Below are 14,175 nucleotides of genomic sequence, written 5' to 3'. Positions count from 1 at the left end.
ATGATAAAAGTTTCAAGTCTATTTGTCCTGTTATTGCTGGTGTCCATTTACGCCCGAGCCTATAATTTAGCCCCTTTTTATGACCCTTTGGATACAGGATTTCAGATGCAGCAAGTCTTAACAGTCGTAAAGCAGCAAATACCATTAGCGATGGGTGAATCGCGCAGGATTTTTCATGGGCGTGGGCACTGTTTTCCGGGGTTTGAGCATCTGGTAATTGACTGGTTTCCTCCTTATGCCGTAGCTCGGTTGTACAAAGAAGTTGAACCTGAGTGGGTTGCTGAATTAAGCGACACCCTCAAGAGTGTAGATGAAATCGAAGGCTTAGTGATTCAGCAGCGTTCTCGGGGTAAAGAAGCCCAGCAAAATGTTGCGTGGGGCTCAGTGCCTGAGCAGATGAATACGATGGAACTTGGCCTGTTTTATCAGGTCAAACCCCAACGCAACCAAAATAGCGGTTTATTTTTGGATATGCGTGAAGGGCGTAGATGGGTGATGCACAATGCGGGCGGTAAGCGCGTGCTAAACTTATTTTCATATACCTGCGCTTTTTCGGTTGCAGCCCTTGCTGGTGGTGCTGAGCAGGTGGTGAATGTAGATATGTCCCGAGGCGCGATTAATACGGGGCGGGAAAATCACCTTTTAAATGGTTTAGAAGGAGACCGGGTTAAATTTTTGGCGTACGATCTATTTAGGTCTTGGAAGCGCGTGAGGCAATACGGTCCTTACGATTTGATTGTAATCGACCCGCCAAGTTTCCAGCCAGGAAGTTTTGTTGCTGAAAAAGATTATCGTAAAGTTATTCGTCGATTGAACGAATTAACTAAAGAAGGTGGCCAAGTTCTGGCCTGTCATAACGACCCGAAAAACGGCACTGAGTTTTTAAAGAATTTGATGTTGGAAGAGTGCCCTGATTTTAAGTTTGTTGAACGTTTAAATAATCCGGAAGATTTTCCGGAAGCTGAACCCGAAAAAAGCCTTAAAGTGTTGTTATACGTAAGGGAGAAGTGAGTGGAGTTAATTTGTATTGATTTGGAAGCAAGCGGGTTAGGTGCTGAGTCCTATCCTATCGAAATCGCTTGGATCAATGATGAGACGGGCGAGCAAGATAACTTTCTGATTAATCCAGATTCTGCTGCAGGTTGGCGATATTGGGATGAGCATGCTGAAGAGGTACACGGGATTGATCGTGATGAGGCCGTCAGCAAAGGGCTTGATATCAAACAAGCCTGTTCTCGCTTAAATGAAAAGCTTAAAGGTAAAACGCTGATTAGCGATGCATTTGAGTTTGATCTGTTTTGGTTAACGCGCTTATTTGAAGCGACCGGTATCCAGCCAAGCTTCCGGATGGCGGGGTTAGATCGAATTTTAAGTAAAGAACAGCTTATTCAGTTTGGCTTCTTAGCGAAAGCGCAATTTCGACGTCATCGAGCATTGCAAGATGTAAGAGATATTATCTCTTGTATCAAAGCCGTTACCGCAACCGGAACCGAAGCGGTTTAGCAGTAATAGAATTAAAAAAGGCAGCTTAGGCTGCCTTTTTTAATGGCTAAAGCTGAAGTTAGTCAGCTAGCCCATCCAAACCTGAATCAAGGTTGAGCGCTTCCTCTAGATCACCAAATGTATCAGCAGATACACCTGCTAGCGTAGCTACATCTTGAGGGAAGTTACCCTGCAGTGATTCTAGATTTTCTTTGTTGCGGATCGCTGAATTCACAACGCAAGCTAGATTTACCACAGCAGCCAGTGATGATGGCTCTTCAAAAGAGGTAGGCTGTTTGTGTTGACGAACAGCAATGCCTAACTCTGCTGGGAAACTCCACATATCTAATAGAGCTTGGCCTGCTTCAGGTGAAGTAAAGCCAAGACGCTCCATCTCTGCATCGCTTCGGCTGCAGTTGCAGTTGGATTCATCGATAAGTGTTTGGATCGCTTGTGCACGCATTGGCTGGGAAAGATGTAGCAATAAGCGCCCAATGTTGTGAATCAAACCAGCAGTAAAGGCGATATCAGGATCAACTTCGGTATCGCGTTCGGCAAACCATTTAGATAGTGCTGCCACTCGGAATGATTCACTCCAGAATTTTTTAAGGTCTAAGCCTTCGATTTCTTTAACGGAGCCCGCGATACCTGATGCGATTACCAGCGTTTTTAGGCGGACCATGCCCAGCATTACAACAGCTTCATCGATTGAAGATACTTTACGGCTCAAGCCGAAATGAGCGGAGTTTACTAAGCGTAGAATTTTAAGAGAGAGGGTTTGGTCTTGTGCTACTTTTTCAGCAATTTCGCCATAGTCTGCAGCAGGATTATTTAGTTGTTGAATAAGCTGTCTTACGACTTCAGGAACATTGGGCAGTTTGTCTGTTTGCTCAAGTAGTTCGCGAATCTCCATATGCACTCCTTAGAGATCAGATTCTTGTTATTGAGCTTTCTGCGCACCAATACCCGTATCAACAAAAAGCTCTAAATAGATAATTAGAGTTCTATGATGTTTTTTGCAAGAAGTTTTTGATTATTAGGCAAAAAAAAGCGGCTGGTGGCCGCTTTTTAATCAACTAATCTTCGTTTAGGACAAGCCCTTCGATCTGAGATCGGATGCCTTCATATTGTCCCATCTCTTCTGGCATAAAATAGAGTTTGTAGTAACAACGGTCGACCAAACGGCCTTTTTTGTCGTTAACGGTCTCTTTGTAAGAACCATATAGGTAGTTCATTTGCACGTGAATAACACGGGTATGAGGAGGTATGGTGACCTCATGATGTTCGAGGTCGTAACGGATTTTAGACTCTTTGATTGTATAGAAAGAGACTTCTGCGACGTGATTTAAGTTGATCAGAAAGTTTGATGTAACAGGAACAAGGTGGCGCTGTTCTAAGCCATTGTGTTCCATATAGATACCGCAGTTTTTTCTTACCTTTATAAACATTGATTATCCTATTTACTCTAAAGGCGAATACACAATATAGAGCTTAGTCTAGGATGGTCTTATTACAATGGGATTAAAAAAAAACGGCCATCGAAGATGGCCGTTCTGTTTATTGCTCGTAGGTTTTGAGGAAGGTGCCTATCCTTTCGATAGCGTCCTGAAGCTCATCCTTACGAGGTAAGAATACCAACCGGAAATGTTGAGTATCCGGCATGTTAAAGCCGCTGCCTTGAACGATAAGGACTTTCTGTTGAAGTAGTAGATCCAAAGCCATCTTCTCGTCATTCTTGATCGGATAAACTTCTGGATCTAATTTCGCGAACAGATACAACGCGCCTTCTGGTTTTGTACAGCTTACGCCTGGGATCTCGTTAAGCATCTTCCAAGCTAGATTGCGCTGCTCGTAAAGTCGGCCGCCCGATACAATCAATTCATTGACGCTCTGGTATCCACCTAGAGCCGTTTGAATGGCGTGTTGGGTTGGTACGTTTGAGCAAAGGCGCATGCTAGAAAGCATCTCTAGACCTTCGATGTAATCGCGGGCATTGTGCTTAGGTCCGCTAACAATCATCCAGCCAGAGCGGAAACCTGCTGCTCGATAAGATTTCGATAGGCCATTGAAGGAGATGCACAGAACGTCATCAGCAAGTGATGCTAGTGGAGTATGTACCGCTTCATCGTATAAGATCTTGTCATAAATTTCGTCTGCGAAGATGATTAGATTATGCTCGCGGGCAAGTTCTATGATCTGTTCAAGCACGGCCTTTGGATATACAGCACCCGTTGGGTTGTTCGGGTTGATAACCACGATACCTTTTGTGCGATCAGTAATTTTACTGCGCATATCTTCAATATCAGGTGCCCAATCTTTCTCTTCATCACAACGGTAATGGATTGGGTTACCGCCGCTCAGACTTACTGCAGCTGTCCAAAGAGGGTAGTCAGGCGCAGGAATCAGCATCTCATCGGTATCGTTTAGCAGACCTTGCATTGCCATAACGATAAGTTCTGAAACGCCATTGCCAATGTAGATATCTTCAATGCCTACATTCTTAATTCCGTTTTTCTGACACTCTTGCATCACCGCTTTACGGGCGGAAAACAAGCCTTTTGAATCACAGTAGCCTTGGGAGGCGGGTAGATTCAAAATAACGTCCTGTACGATCTCTTCAGGCGCGTCGAAACCCCATGGGGCGGGATTGCCAATGTTTAATTTAAGGATTCGTTGTCCTTCCTCTTCAAGACGTTTAGCTTCCTGAAGTACTGGACCGCGAATGTCGTAACACACATTGATCAGCTTGTTTGATTTACGGATTACTGGCATTTTATTGTCCTGCAAACCTAGCCGGGAATCTCTGCGGCTAGATGTTGTCCTATGCATAGAGACCTAGGTTGTATGGTATAAGCCTCAGAAAAAAAAGAGACTAATCATACGCCTTTTATTTGTTGAAACCTAGGGAAATGGCGTACTGCAGGCTTTTTTATTATCAGGGAGATTGTATGGCTGAAAAAAACCAAAAGGTCGTTCATTCAGACCAAGAGTGGCAAGATCGTTTGAGCCCAGAGCAATATCGTATCTGTCGTCAAAAAGGTACAGAGCGAGCTTTCACTGGCGAGTATTATAATAACCAACAAAGTGGGGAGTATCGTTGTATCTGTTGTGGCACTCCATTGTTTGCATCGGAGCAAAAATACGATTCTGGTAGTGGTTGGCCGAGTTTTTGGCAGCCGGTCGAAGATGGCGCTCTAGAAGAGCACAGTGATACAACTCACGGCATGGTGCGTGTAGAGATCACTTGCGCAACGTGTGATTCGCATTTGGGGCACGTATTTACGGATGGGCCGCAACCTACCGGTCTTAGATATTGCGTGAATTCTGCTTCCTTAGATTTTGTGAAAAAGTGAAATAGTAGATGAAATCCTTCCAATGGATTTACGAGCATGTTCAGGCTCATTACCCAGATCAAGATATTGAAGCGCTCTTACCTTTAGCTAAGAGTCCGTCAGAGTTAGTACAAGTACCTGATGATCGATTATTTAGCAACATGATGCAGAGGGTGTTTCGAGCAGGGTTGAAGCACTCTTTAGTTGATTCTAAATGGCCCGCGTTTGAACAAGCATTTTTTGGATTTGATCCAGAAAAAGTCAGTTTGATGAGTGACGAACAGTTAGAAAACCTAATGCAGAATGATCAGTTGATCAGGCATTGGGGCAAGATTAAAGCAACCCGAGTGAATGCTTTGATGGTCACAGATCTTGCTAGCAAGCATGGAAGTTTTGCGAAGATGGTCGCTGATTGGCCGGTTGAAGATATTATTGGCTTATGGGAATTGCTCAAAAAGCAAGGTCAGCAATTAGGTGGGAATTCAGGTAGCTATTTTTTAAGAATGATCGGAAAAGATACTTTTATTCTGACCGATGATGTTGTTGCTGGACTGAAAGCTCAAGGAGTTATTGAGAAAAAGCCAACGGCGAAAAGGGATTTGAAGCTCGTTCAAAATTGTTTTAACCAATGGCGAGAAGAGTCTGGTAGGCCTATGTGTCAGATAAGCCGTTTGCTCTCTCATACCGTTGGTTGGTAGAAAATAAAAAGCCTGCGTCTTAATAGATAGCAGGCTTTTTTATTGTAATTTCTAACGATTAGTTAAACTGAATGAAATCTATTAGTTGTTGATCATTCATTGCTAGGTTCATCACGCTGGAAAAAAGATCATTTACCAACCTTTCGTTTTCTTCCTCTGAAGGTACGCCAACAAAAGTCTGCTGTTTATCTGCTGTATAAGTACCGGTGTAGCTCTTGTTATCTTTGCTTATCGTTACCTTTAACTTGGTATCTAAGTTCACGGTCTGTTTTATTTTTGATTCAGAAGCGCGGTAATTAAGGTCGATAAGGCTAATCGTTAAATTAAATTCACCGCCGTAGAAGCGAACGATGCCCATATCTTCCAAGGCGTGTTCAGTCGTATGCTGTAGAAGATGAAGGCTATCTTTTAAAACAATTGATGGCGCATCTGCTTTACCTGTATAGCGGTAGCCAATGACTGAATCTGCTCTTAAGTCTTTCGGAATAATCTCTACGCGTTTCTCTTTACTCAAGACCCTGGAAACTTGGATCTGCGGGTGAAGGTCTAGCGTTTGTGAATTAAATGTCATGCAACCGGTTAAGGTGCTAGTGGCTAATATGGCTAGTAATCCGGTTACTAATAAACGTATCTGTTTCAACTTAACTTACTCCGTATCAGGAATTAGACGGGGGGTTAATGAATTAAGAAAGTCGGCTAAGTTGTCAGCCAACTTTCTGATAGGCGGTTTGCCTGGGCGCTCTAACCAGACCTCTCCACTAAAATTATCGACACTGATAAAGAAGTCTTCATCTGGTTCCGGGCAGGCAATAAAAAAGGTCAAAGGTCTTTTTTGTTGACGTTTAGAAAGTGCGTGGCCAATTAGATTGCTGCGTAAGCGCTCCATATCTTCATCATTCCAAACTTGTATCAGGCTGAGATCGCCATCACTGCAGCTAGCTGGAAGTGGATCTGACCAATAGCGACAGTAGTAATCGATAATGTCTGGATGAATGGATTCTTCAAGAGCCTCCTCTAATCGAGTAAACATATCGCTTGGGGTCGTCTGTAGAGTTGGCCACCAAGATACCGTAACTCCATCTTTAGCTTGGGTAGCGTAGCACTCTGAAGGCCAATCTGAATTGAACCGGATGAGAGGGTGCTGCGCCTGCATGGCATTAAGCTTCTCCATAAAACTATCTAAAGCTGAAACGGTAGGGGAGGCTGTCATATAACACTCTCTGTATAAATTGCTGGTCAGTGAACGATTCTAACTTAATTCAAGGATGTGGAAATAACTTTATAAGTAAGAGAATCGTATTTCTTGGGAAAAGCGAGTAGTTATTAAGTTGATATGTGTAGGATGATTTTTGAACAGTTTAATGGAACATACTGTTTTGCTTTGATTTATTCTAACTTACTGATTTTGTACAAAGAATGTGCAATCAAAAAGAATGAAATTTTTTTTGTTTAAACGTTTGACATGGGGAACAAAACCCGTAAAATTCGCACTCCGTTTGGGGCAGTAAGTAACTGTCTCGGATGAGGAATGTGGAGCGGTAGTTCAGTTGGTTAGAATACCTGCCTGTCACGCAGGGGGTCGCGGGTTCGAGTCCCGTCCGTTCCGCCACTATCTTTAAGAGCTTAGATAGTGATTATTTAGTGGGCGTGTAGCTCAGTTGGGAGAGCGTCGCCCTTACAAGGCGAATGTCGGGAGTTCGAGCCTCTCCACGCCCACCACTAAATAAAGCCCCGGTCGCGGTACGAGACAATGTGGAGCGGTAGTTCAGTTGGTTAGAATACCTGCCTGTCACGCAGGGGGTCGCGGGTTCGAGTCCCGTCCGTTCCGCCACTATCTTTAAGAGCTTAGATAGTGATTATTTAGTGGGCGTGTAGCTCAGTTGGGAGAGCGTCGCCCTTACAAGGCGAATGTCGGGAGTTCGAGCCTCTCCACGCCCACCACTAAATAAAGCCCCGGTCGCGGTACGAGACAATGTGGAGCGGTAGTTCAGTTGGTTAGAATACCTGCCTGTCACGCAGGGGGTCGCGGGTTCGAGTCCCGTCCGTTCCGCCACTATCTTTAAGAGCTTAGATAGTGATTATTTAGTGGGCGTGTAGCTCAGTTGGGAGAGCGTCGCCCTTACAAGGCGAATGTCGGGAGTTCGAGCCTCTCCACGCCCACCACTAAATAAAGCCCCGGTCGCGGTACGAGACAATGTGGAGCGGTAGTTCAGTTGGTTAGAATACCTGCCTGTCACGCAGGGGGTCGCGGGTTCGAGTCCCGTCCGTTCCGCCACTATCTTTAAGAGCTTAGATAGTGATTATTTAGTGGGCGTGTAGCTCAGTTGGGAGAGCGTCGCCCTTACAAGGCGAATGTCGGGAGTTCGAGCCTCTCCACGCCCACCACTAAATAAAGCCCCGGTCGCGGCACGAGACAATGTGGAGCGGTATTCATTTGTGGATATCTGGCTGTCACTCCAAGGAGAGTGAGGGTCGCGGGTTCGAGTCCCGTGTTATTGTGGAGCGGTAGTTCAGTTGGTTAGAATACCTGCCTGTCACGCAGGGGGTCGCGGGTTCGAGTCCCGTCCGTTCCGCCATTTATGCCTCATGGGTAACTTCTCTTTCGAAGCGCTGAAGGAGTCGTAAACCAGCCATCTGCTTAGTGGGCGTGTAGCTCAGTTGGGAGAGCGTCGCCCTTACAAGGCGAATGTCGGGAGTTCGAGCCTCTCCACGCCCACCACTAAGTACCTTCCTTATATGAGTTATATTTCCTAAAAATTAAATTTATCTACCAAGACTTTTGAGTTGTTTACTTAAAGGCTGTATCTGTTACCCTTTCGGCTTGTAAGCATATGTGCTTGTAGCGTAAATAACGCTAAAAATCAGTTTCCTGGAATAAAAATAAAAGAGATGGGAATGCCTCAGTGAATAATGTGGATGAAACCGTGCTTGTATCACTCTGTCCTGACCCAGTTATAGGGGTTGATGGCTCAGGGGTTGTTCAGTTGTTTAATGCAGCAGCTGAGAAGCTTTTGGGTTATTCGGCTGATGAAGTTATTGGAAAAGTTAGTATCGCATCTATCTATCCGAGCTTAGAAGAAGCGAAAGAGATTAAGCGACTTTTGCTCTCTGAATCTTATGGCAAGCCTGGAAGTATAGAAGGTTATGAAGCGAAGCTTGCCTGCAAAGATGGAGCGGTTGTTCCGATTCGTTTATCTGCTGCGATTGTTGATCAAGATGAAGGTGGCAGTATTGGTTTCTTTCATGATTTGACTGAACGTCAAAGTTTAGAGCAGCAATTGCACAAGCTTTCTGTCACTGATGAGTTAACAGGGCTTTTTAACCAGCGGCATTTTTACACCGTGATGGCGCAAGAATTAGATCGTGCTAAGCGTTATAAGCATCCTTTAAGCTTAATCTGTTTTGATCTGGATAATTTTAAAAAGGTAAATGATTCTCTTGGTCACCTAGAAGGTGATCGTGTCTTAAGGCTTATTGGCGAGATTCTTCGAGAAACTTTGCGAGCATCGGATGTTGCTGTTCGCTATGGTGGTGATGAATTTATGGTGCTGTTACCTGAGACTGATATTGATGCTGCAGCTAAAACGGCTGAACGCATTCGTGTAATGTTTAATTCGAAATGCTCATTTAGCGTTGATCAGGATATCGAGTCGTTGATTAAGGTTTCTGTTAGTCTTGGCGTGACCGAGACTAATGGAATGGAGAATCCAGATCAAATTGTGCAAAGAGCAGATCTGGCCATGTATGAGTCTAAGAGTTCGGGTGGGAATAGTACCTTCCTGATTAAGCAGCATATAGGTAATTTAGTTCAAACCGATAGTGCTTAAAATTGATAGCCTAGATGATGCTGTTATTGTTCTTCAGCATCATCTAGACATTCATCGTCTTCATATTCATCAATGTTTAGCAATAGCAATTCTTCAATATAATCTTCCACGTTTTTCTTCCTCTATTATTTAACTTTCTCTTAAAGTACTTCATATATATTTCAAGTATGTTGCAGTGCTGATTAATTAAAATGCTACTCCAAAATCCCGTGCTACCCATTCAGCTTTTAGAAACCGATGAAACTATTCAGGCGGGAGTTAGGCTTCATCTGCTTCGTTTGGATCTGACTGATGAAACAGTCAGTGGTAACAAATGGTTTAAGTTGAAGTACAACCTTCAGCATGCGCTAGAAAAGAGTTACTCGTCCGTCCTAAGTTTTGGTGGGGCGTATTCTAATCATATCCATGCCTTAGCTAAGGCAGGGGCTTTGCTTGGGATAAAAACAGTTGGCGTGATTCGAGGGGAACCTGAATATGCAGATAATCCAACTCTAAAGGATGCGAAAGCATGGGGGATGGAGTTGTGCTTTGTTAATCGGCAAGAATATCGTCAGCGGCATGATTCCGAATACCTTGGGACTTTAAAGGCGCGCTTTTCTAACCCTTTGATCGTGCCGGAAGGGGGTAGTAATAAATTTGCTGTGCAGGGCGCACGAGAAATAATCACGCCTGAGATCAGAGCTAAGGTTAATCCTGATCAAATTGTGCTGGCTTGTGGTACAGGTGGGACCTTAGCTGGTGTTGCTTTGTCTGTTCCTGATATTCCGGTTTTAGGTATACCGGTGCTGAAAAAGGCAGATTTTCTGTTTTCTGATATTGAAAACCTTATGACTGAATCGGGTGCAGATCTTACTGATAACTGGGATTTAGATCTGGAAGGGCATGGTGGTGGCTATGCTAAAGTGTCTAATGATCTGATAGCTTTCATGGATTTTATGCTGAAAGAGCATCAGCTCCCCCTAGATCAGATTTATACTGCAAAAATGCTTAGTCACCTGTTGAAGAGAATTGAGCGTGGTGATTACGCAGAGGGAAGTACTATTTTGGCTATTCATACCGGTGGTCTGCAAGGAGCCCGAAGTCTAGGTTAAGCTTGATTAGCGCCAAATTGCGGTTTTGGTCATAAAGAATCATTGAAAAGAATCTGAAAAATCAGTTAGATAGAATCTGGTTTTTCATACAAACGTTAATCCGGAGAGATAATGGATTACTTTCGTAATATTGGTCTAATTGGGCGTTTAGGTAGTAAATCAGTTATAGATACACTTAAGCACCTTATTCGCTTTTTAGGTGATCGCGGTCTTAATACTATAATTGACGAGCGAATCGCTGAAGTTATGCCGGGTCATGGCCAGCAGACCAGTACGCAGAAAATGATGGGCGAAATATGTGACTTAGTCATAGTTGTCGGTGGTGATGGTAGCCTGTTGGGTGCAGCTCGTTCCCTTGCTCAATACCATGTTCCAGTGCTGGGTGTGAACCGTGGCAATCTTGGCTTCCTAACCGATATCTCTCCAAATGAAATTGAAGAAAAAGTTGGCGAAGTACTGGAAGGTAAGTACACCGTTGATAGTCGTTTTTTGCTAGATGTAATCGTTAAGCGTGATGGCGTACCTATTGGTGAGGCTACTGCTCTTAATGACTGTGTGCTGCACCCAGGTAAAGCAGCGCGAATGATTGAATTTGAACTGTATATTGAAGGGCAGTTCGTTTACACGCAAAAATCCGATGGTTTGATCATCTCTACGCCGACAGGTTCTACTGCTTATTCGCTATCTGGTGGCGGTCCAATTATGCACCCGAAGTTAGATGCTTTGGTACTGGTACCTATGTTCCCGCATACGCTTTCTAGCCGTCCGATCGTGGTTAATGGTAACAGTGAGCTGAAGTTGGTTATTAGCCCTAATAATGGTGCCTACCCAACCGTATCTTGTGATGGTCAAAAAGATATTAGCTGTGCACCAGGGGATACGATTACGGTTCATAAAAAACCCCATAAACTGAAACTGTTACACCCACTCAATTATGACTTCTATAGTACCTGCCGAGAGAAACTTGGTTGGGGTACTAAGCTCGGAGATTGATGTGACTGATCAGTTTAAAGGCTACGATCTGGTTGGTGATGTCCATGGCTGCGGCCTTAGCTTAGAACTTTTGTTAAGCAAGTTAGGTTACAGCAAAAAGGATGGTGTCTACTGCCACCCAGAGCGCCAGATGATCTTTTTAGGCGACATCGTTGATCGCGGTCCTAGAATCCGTGAGTCTCTACATATTGTTTACGATATGGTGCAATCGGGCGCTGCTCAGATTGTTATGGGGAACCATGAATTTAACTTTTTGAGTTACTGTACTGAGGGACATGAGGGCAGTGGTCTTAGCTATCTACGTGAGCATAGTCCACGTCACCACCGTATTCTTGCTGAAACCCTAGAGCAGTTTGCCGATTACCCTGAAGAGCAAGAGATGTTCTTACAGTGGATTCGGGAGATGCCTATTTATCTAGAGTTCGAGCATTTCCGTGTTGTGCATGCTTGTTGGCATCAAAAGTTAATTGATCGGTTCGAGGGTGAATACCCGAATCATATTATCGATGATCGTTTTCTACACCGTTCATCTAAACGCGGCACCTTTGAATGGGCGCTGACTGATCGTTTGTTGCGCGGGACACACTTAAGCTTGCCTGATGGTGAGGTCATGGTGAGTAAAGACGGCTATCGCAGACGCTTCTTTAGAACCAAGTTTTGGTCTGCTGAGCCGGAATATTATGCAGATGTTGTGTTTCAGCCGGATCCGTTGCCGGAGCATATAGCTCGTTTGAAATTAACTAAGCAGGACCATAATGATCTTCTCTATTACGGTCCAGAAGAGAAGATGTTATTTATTGGTCACTATTGGCGGGAAGGGGTTCCTGAACCTATAACACCTAATATCGCATGTTTAGATTACAGTGCGGTTAAATACGGTAAGTTGGTTGCATATCGATTGGATGATGAAAAAACTATTCAGCCTGACAAATTTGTATGGGTTGATGTAAGAACCGAAATCGCCGATGAGTTGGGTCTCTAATGATTAAGGTGCTTTCTGTACCCTTAGGTGAAGATCTCACAGAGTTTACTCAAATTCTGTGGCGCTACGAGGTGCCGCATCGGGTTGTTGAACTAGAGCACTCGCAAGAAGTTTGGGTTGCGGTTGGGGTTGAACCTGCTCAGATAGTGGCACTCTATGAAAAGTGTCGCCGAGGCGAGAGTCTTGAGGGCTTTGTTTTAGCGATTCCTAAAGCGGTGGGGCAGACAGATCTTTTATCTCAAGTTAAACGGGCTTGGATGAGCTGTTTGCTGATTGCGAGCAGTGTGTTGCTGACCTTCTTAATCTCTTTCGGGGACAATCTGGAATGGTTTAGGCTGTTTTCGATTATCGATTTTATTGGTGCTGATGGGAATTTGAACCAGTCTGGCCTCTCCAGTAATTTTGATTCGTTTGAAATCTGGCGTTTTATTACGCCTATTTTTCTTCATTTCAGTGGCCTGCATATCGCCTTCAACGCTCTATGGATCTGGGTTGTAGGTAGTCGTATAGAGATCTATCAAGGCCGATTGGCCCTATGTCTGCTAATTCTCTTTTCTGGTGTTATTTCGAATATTGCTCAGTATTTTGATGCAGGCCCCATGTTTGGTGGTTTATCAGGCGTTGTTTTTGCCTTCCTTGGCTATGCGTGGTTGTGGGATAAAACCCAGTCTGATCATCGAATTGGCCTGCCGCAGAGTATTATGGGCTTCTTAATCTTCTGGCTAGTACTTGGTTATGCTGGTGTTCTAGAAGCACTGCAATTAGGCGCTATCGCGAATACCGCGCACTTGGTGGGTTTGCTGGCTGGTTTAGCGTTTATCCCGTTTGGAAAGCTTTTGGCTACTAGGAGATAACAAGTGGATCCTGTTTCACTGTCATTAGATCTTAACCATCGTTATCAAGGGCAGTGTGATCGACTTAACCAATTGCCAGAGTGTAATGTCACTGGTCGATATCAAGCCACCTCCTTAGGGCCTATCTGGGTGATGGAGGCTGGGCCTGAAGATGCGCCGCGATTAATCGCTCTGCATGGCTTACATACACCTGCACCGTTTAACCTCGAGCTGCTATGGCCTCTGACTAAGCATTTTCGAGTAATTTCGCCTGATATTCCTGGGCAAGCAGGTAAAACTCCAGGTATTGCGCCAGTGCCTTCCAATAGTGCCTATGCCATGTGGCTCGATCAGCTTTTGGATGCTTTGGGTGTTGAGCAAGCACCTATGGTAGGGCTCTCGTTTGGTGGAGCGGTTTTACTTGATTTGGCTGCTTACAAGCCTGAGCGTATATCTGCTGCATCTTTGATTGTACCAGCGGGTTTTTCTCGGCCCTTGTGGCGGCCATTGAAAAAGCTGATTCTGCCTTTTATTGGCTTTAAAATTCATACCGACCAGCCGCATTTTGATCAGCTAATGAAACCGTTGATGGAAGATAACTGGCCTGAATTGGAACAGTATTATTATTCGACGTTTCAAGCGGGTATTCCTATGACGTTGATACCGCCGGGGCCATTTTCAAAAGCAGAGCTGTCCAGATTTAAATCGCCTGTACAGATTTTCAGTGCAAGTGAAGATATCTATTTCGATCCGGATCAGTTAGCTGAGCAAGCAAGAGCGACTCTGGCAAACCTAAAACAGTTAAAAGAACTCGAAGATCTACATATCCCTTGTGAAGAGAATAGACGTTTGATTCAAGAGCAAGTGGTCGCATTTATGCGGAATGAAATAGGGATGTGATAGACTTTGTAGATTCCAAATCAGGTGGTGAGACCTG

At 44.3% G+C, this 14,175-nt stretch carries 15 protein-coding genes and 10 tRNA genes; 20 read left to right on the top strand and 5 right to left on the bottom strand.

Features of this window, described 5'->3' with window-relative positions:
• Both ACMXYU_RS10415 and ACMXYU_RS10410 read left to right on the top strand, forming a co-directional pair.
• On the top strand, positions 1 to 1,011 hold the full coding sequence (locus ACMXYU_RS10415) for a class I SAM-dependent methyltransferase (protein WP_415898589.1): 1,011 nt from the start codon (positions 1 to 3) through the stop codon (positions 1,009 to 1,011).
• Entirely contained in the window at positions 1,012 to 1,503 is a 492-nt protein-coding gene (locus ACMXYU_RS10410; protein ID WP_415898588.1) for a hypothetical protein, read from the top strand. It abuts the gene before it with no gap.
• Between the two features lie 58 nt (positions 1,504 to 1,561).
• Here ACMXYU_RS10410 and ACMXYU_RS10405 read toward each other — a convergent pair whose 3' ends face one another.
• The 3 genes from ACMXYU_RS10405 to ACMXYU_RS10395 all read right to left on the bottom strand — a co-directional run bounded on the left by ACMXYU_RS10405 (position 1,562) and on the right by ACMXYU_RS10395 (position 4,254).
• A complete protein-coding gene (locus tag ACMXYU_RS10405) occupies positions 1,562 to 2,395 on the bottom strand; it encodes an HDOD domain-containing protein (RefSeq protein ID WP_415898587.1) in 834 nt (277 codons plus the stop codon).
• A gap of 163 nt (positions 2,396 to 2,558) precedes the next feature.
• Positions 2,559 to 2,930, bottom strand: coding sequence for a hypothetical protein (locus ACMXYU_RS10400; RefSeq protein ID WP_415884147.1), 372 nt, complete (start codon positions 2,928 to 2,930; stop codon positions 2,559 to 2,561).
• A 109-nt stretch (positions 2,931 to 3,039) separates the two neighbouring features.
• Positions 3,040 to 4,254, bottom strand: a complete 1,215-nt coding sequence (locus ACMXYU_RS10395; protein ID WP_415884148.1) for a pyridoxal phosphate-dependent aminotransferase — start codon at positions 4,252 to 4,254, stop codon at positions 3,040 to 3,042.
• A gap of 176 nt (positions 4,255 to 4,430) precedes the next feature.
• On the opposite strand from ACMXYU_RS10395, the gene msrB reads away from it, so the two are divergent.
• Both msrB and ACMXYU_RS10385 read left to right on the top strand, forming a co-directional pair.
• On the top strand, positions 4,431 to 4,835 hold the full coding sequence (msrB, locus tag ACMXYU_RS10390; protein WP_415898586.1) for a peptide-methionine (R)-S-oxide reductase MsrB: 405 nt from the start codon (positions 4,431 to 4,433) through the stop codon (positions 4,833 to 4,835).
• Between the two features lie 8 nt (positions 4,836 to 4,843).
• Positions 4,844 to 5,512, top strand: coding sequence for a DNA-3-methyladenine glycosylase I (locus ACMXYU_RS10385; protein WP_415898585.1), 669 nt, complete (start codon positions 4,844 to 4,846; stop codon positions 5,510 to 5,512).
• Between the two features lie 58 nt (positions 5,513 to 5,570).
• Here the strand turns inward: ACMXYU_RS10385 and ACMXYU_RS10380 are convergent, their stop codons facing one another.
• Both ACMXYU_RS10380 and syd read right to left on the bottom strand, forming a co-directional pair.
• The gene (locus ACMXYU_RS10380; RefSeq protein WP_415898584.1) at positions 5,571 to 6,152 is read right to left on the bottom strand and encodes a YajG family lipoprotein; all 582 of its coding nucleotides are present in this window, start codon (positions 6,150 to 6,152) and stop codon (positions 5,571 to 5,573) included.
• Between the two features lie 6 nt (positions 6,153 to 6,158).
• The gene (gene syd, locus ACMXYU_RS10375) at positions 6,159 to 6,722 is read right to left on the bottom strand and encodes a SecY-interacting protein (protein ID WP_415898583.1); all 564 of its coding nucleotides are present in this window, start codon (positions 6,720 to 6,722) and stop codon (positions 6,159 to 6,161) included.
• A 322-nt stretch (positions 6,723 to 7,044) separates the two neighbouring features.
• Between syd and ACMXYU_RS10370 the strand changes: the two genes are divergently transcribed.
• From ACMXYU_RS10370 to ACMXYU_RS10295, 16 genes are all read left to right on the top strand, one after another.
• Positions 7,045 to 7,121: transfer RNA gene (locus ACMXYU_RS10370), tRNA-Asp, on the top strand.
• A gap of 34 nt (positions 7,122 to 7,155) precedes the next feature.
• Positions 7,156 to 7,231, top strand: a tRNA-Val gene (locus ACMXYU_RS10365).
• Between the two features lie 35 nt (positions 7,232 to 7,266).
• Positions 7,267 to 7,343 (top strand) — tRNA-Asp (locus tag ACMXYU_RS10360).
• Between the two features lie 34 nt (positions 7,344 to 7,377).
• Positions 7,378 to 7,453: transfer RNA gene (locus ACMXYU_RS10355), tRNA-Val, on the top strand.
• 35 nt (positions 7,454 to 7,488) lie between these two features.
• Positions 7,489 to 7,565 (top strand) — tRNA-Asp (locus ACMXYU_RS10350).
• Positions 7,566 to 7,599: 34 nt separating this feature from the next.
• Positions 7,600 to 7,675, top strand: a tRNA-Val gene (locus ACMXYU_RS10345).
• Between the two features lie 35 nt (positions 7,676 to 7,710).
• Positions 7,711 to 7,787 (top strand) — tRNA-Asp (locus tag ACMXYU_RS10340).
• Positions 7,788 to 7,821: 34 nt separating this feature from the next.
• Positions 7,822 to 7,897, top strand: a tRNA-Val gene (locus ACMXYU_RS10335).
• 114 nt (positions 7,898 to 8,011) lie between these two features.
• A tRNA-Asp gene (locus tag ACMXYU_RS10330) sits at positions 8,012 to 8,088 on the top strand.
• Between the two features lie 67 nt (positions 8,089 to 8,155).
• Positions 8,156 to 8,231: transfer RNA gene (locus tag ACMXYU_RS10325), tRNA-Val, on the top strand.
• Between the two features lie 184 nt (positions 8,232 to 8,415).
• A complete protein-coding gene (locus tag ACMXYU_RS10320) occupies positions 8,416 to 9,339 on the top strand; it encodes a diguanylate cyclase (protein WP_415898582.1) in 924 nt (307 codons plus the stop codon).
• A gap of 191 nt (positions 9,340 to 9,530) precedes the next feature.
• Positions 9,531 to 10,430 carry a 1-aminocyclopropane-1-carboxylate deaminase/D-cysteine desulfhydrase gene (locus tag ACMXYU_RS10315; RefSeq protein WP_415898581.1) on the top strand — a complete coding sequence of 300 codons (900 nt, stop codon included), beginning with the start codon at positions 9,531 to 9,533 and terminating at the stop codon, positions 10,428 to 10,430.
• Between the two features lie 111 nt (positions 10,431 to 10,541).
• Entirely contained in the window at positions 10,542 to 11,423 is an 882-nt protein-coding gene (locus tag ACMXYU_RS10310) for an NAD(+) kinase (protein ID WP_415884155.1), read from the top strand.
• Between the two features lies 1 nt (position 11,424).
• Positions 11,425 to 12,405 (top strand): metallophosphoesterase, encoded by a 981-nt coding sequence (locus tag ACMXYU_RS10305; protein ID WP_415898580.1) that lies wholly within the window; start codon positions 11,425 to 11,427, stop codon positions 12,403 to 12,405.
• A complete protein-coding gene (locus ACMXYU_RS10300; RefSeq protein ID WP_415898579.1) occupies positions 12,405 to 13,259 on the top strand; it encodes a rhomboid family intramembrane serine protease in 855 nt (284 codons plus the stop codon). The genes ACMXYU_RS10305 and ACMXYU_RS10300 overlap by 1 nt, the downstream gene beginning before the upstream one ends.
• A gap of 3 nt (positions 13,260 to 13,262) precedes the next feature.
• Positions 13,263 to 14,138 (top strand): alpha/beta fold hydrolase, encoded by an 876-nt coding sequence (locus ACMXYU_RS10295; RefSeq protein WP_415898578.1) that lies wholly within the window; start codon positions 13,263 to 13,265, stop codon positions 14,136 to 14,138.
• Positions 14,139 to 14,175: the final 37 nt, after the last annotated feature.

It is taken from the genome of Neptuniibacter sp. QD48_11 (assembly GCF_047778095.1).
Taxonomy (GTDB): domain Bacteria; phylum Pseudomonadota; class Gammaproteobacteria; order Pseudomonadales; family Balneatricaceae; genus Neptuniibacter.
The sequence above is the reverse complement of the archived record's forward strand: the minus strand, read 5'-3'. Positions and strand labels throughout refer to the sequence as shown.

Bases quoted from the DNA above. Each gene is read 5' to 3' on its own strand.
- ACMXYU_RS10395 (WP_415884148.1), bottom strand. From the start codon at position 4,254: ATGCCAGTAATCCGTAAATCAAACAAGCTGATCAATGTGTGTTACGAC.
- msrB (WP_415898586.1), top strand. From the start codon at position 4,431: ATGGCTGAAAAAAACCAAAAGGTCGTTCATTCAGACCAAGAGTGGCAA.
- ACMXYU_RS10300 (WP_415898579.1), top strand. From the start codon at position 12,405: ATGATTAAGGTGCTTTCTGTACCCTTAGGTGAAGATCTCACAGAGTTT.
- ACMXYU_RS10400 (WP_415884147.1), bottom strand. From the start codon at position 2,930: ATGTTTATAAAGGTAAGAAAAAACTGCGGTATCTATATGGAACACAAT.
- syd (WP_415898583.1), bottom strand. From the start codon at position 6,722: ATGACAGCCTCCCCTACCGTTTCAGCTTTAGATAGTTTTATGGAGAAG.
- ACMXYU_RS10405 (WP_415898587.1), bottom strand. From the start codon at position 2,395: ATGGAGATTCGCGAACTACTTGAGCAAACAGACAAACTGCCCAATGTT.
- ACMXYU_RS10315 (WP_415898581.1), top strand. From the start codon at position 9,531: ATGCTACTCCAAAATCCCGTGCTACCCATTCAGCTTTTAGAAACCGAT.
- ACMXYU_RS10385 (WP_415898585.1), top strand. From the start codon at position 4,844: ATGAAATCCTTCCAATGGATTTACGAGCATGTTCAGGCTCATTACCCA.
- ACMXYU_RS10310 (WP_415884155.1), top strand. From the start codon at position 10,542: ATGGATTACTTTCGTAATATTGGTCTAATTGGGCGTTTAGGTAGTAAA.
- ACMXYU_RS10415 (WP_415898589.1), top strand. From the start codon at position 1: ATGATAAAAGTTTCAAGTCTATTTGTCCTGTTATTGCTGGTGTCCATT.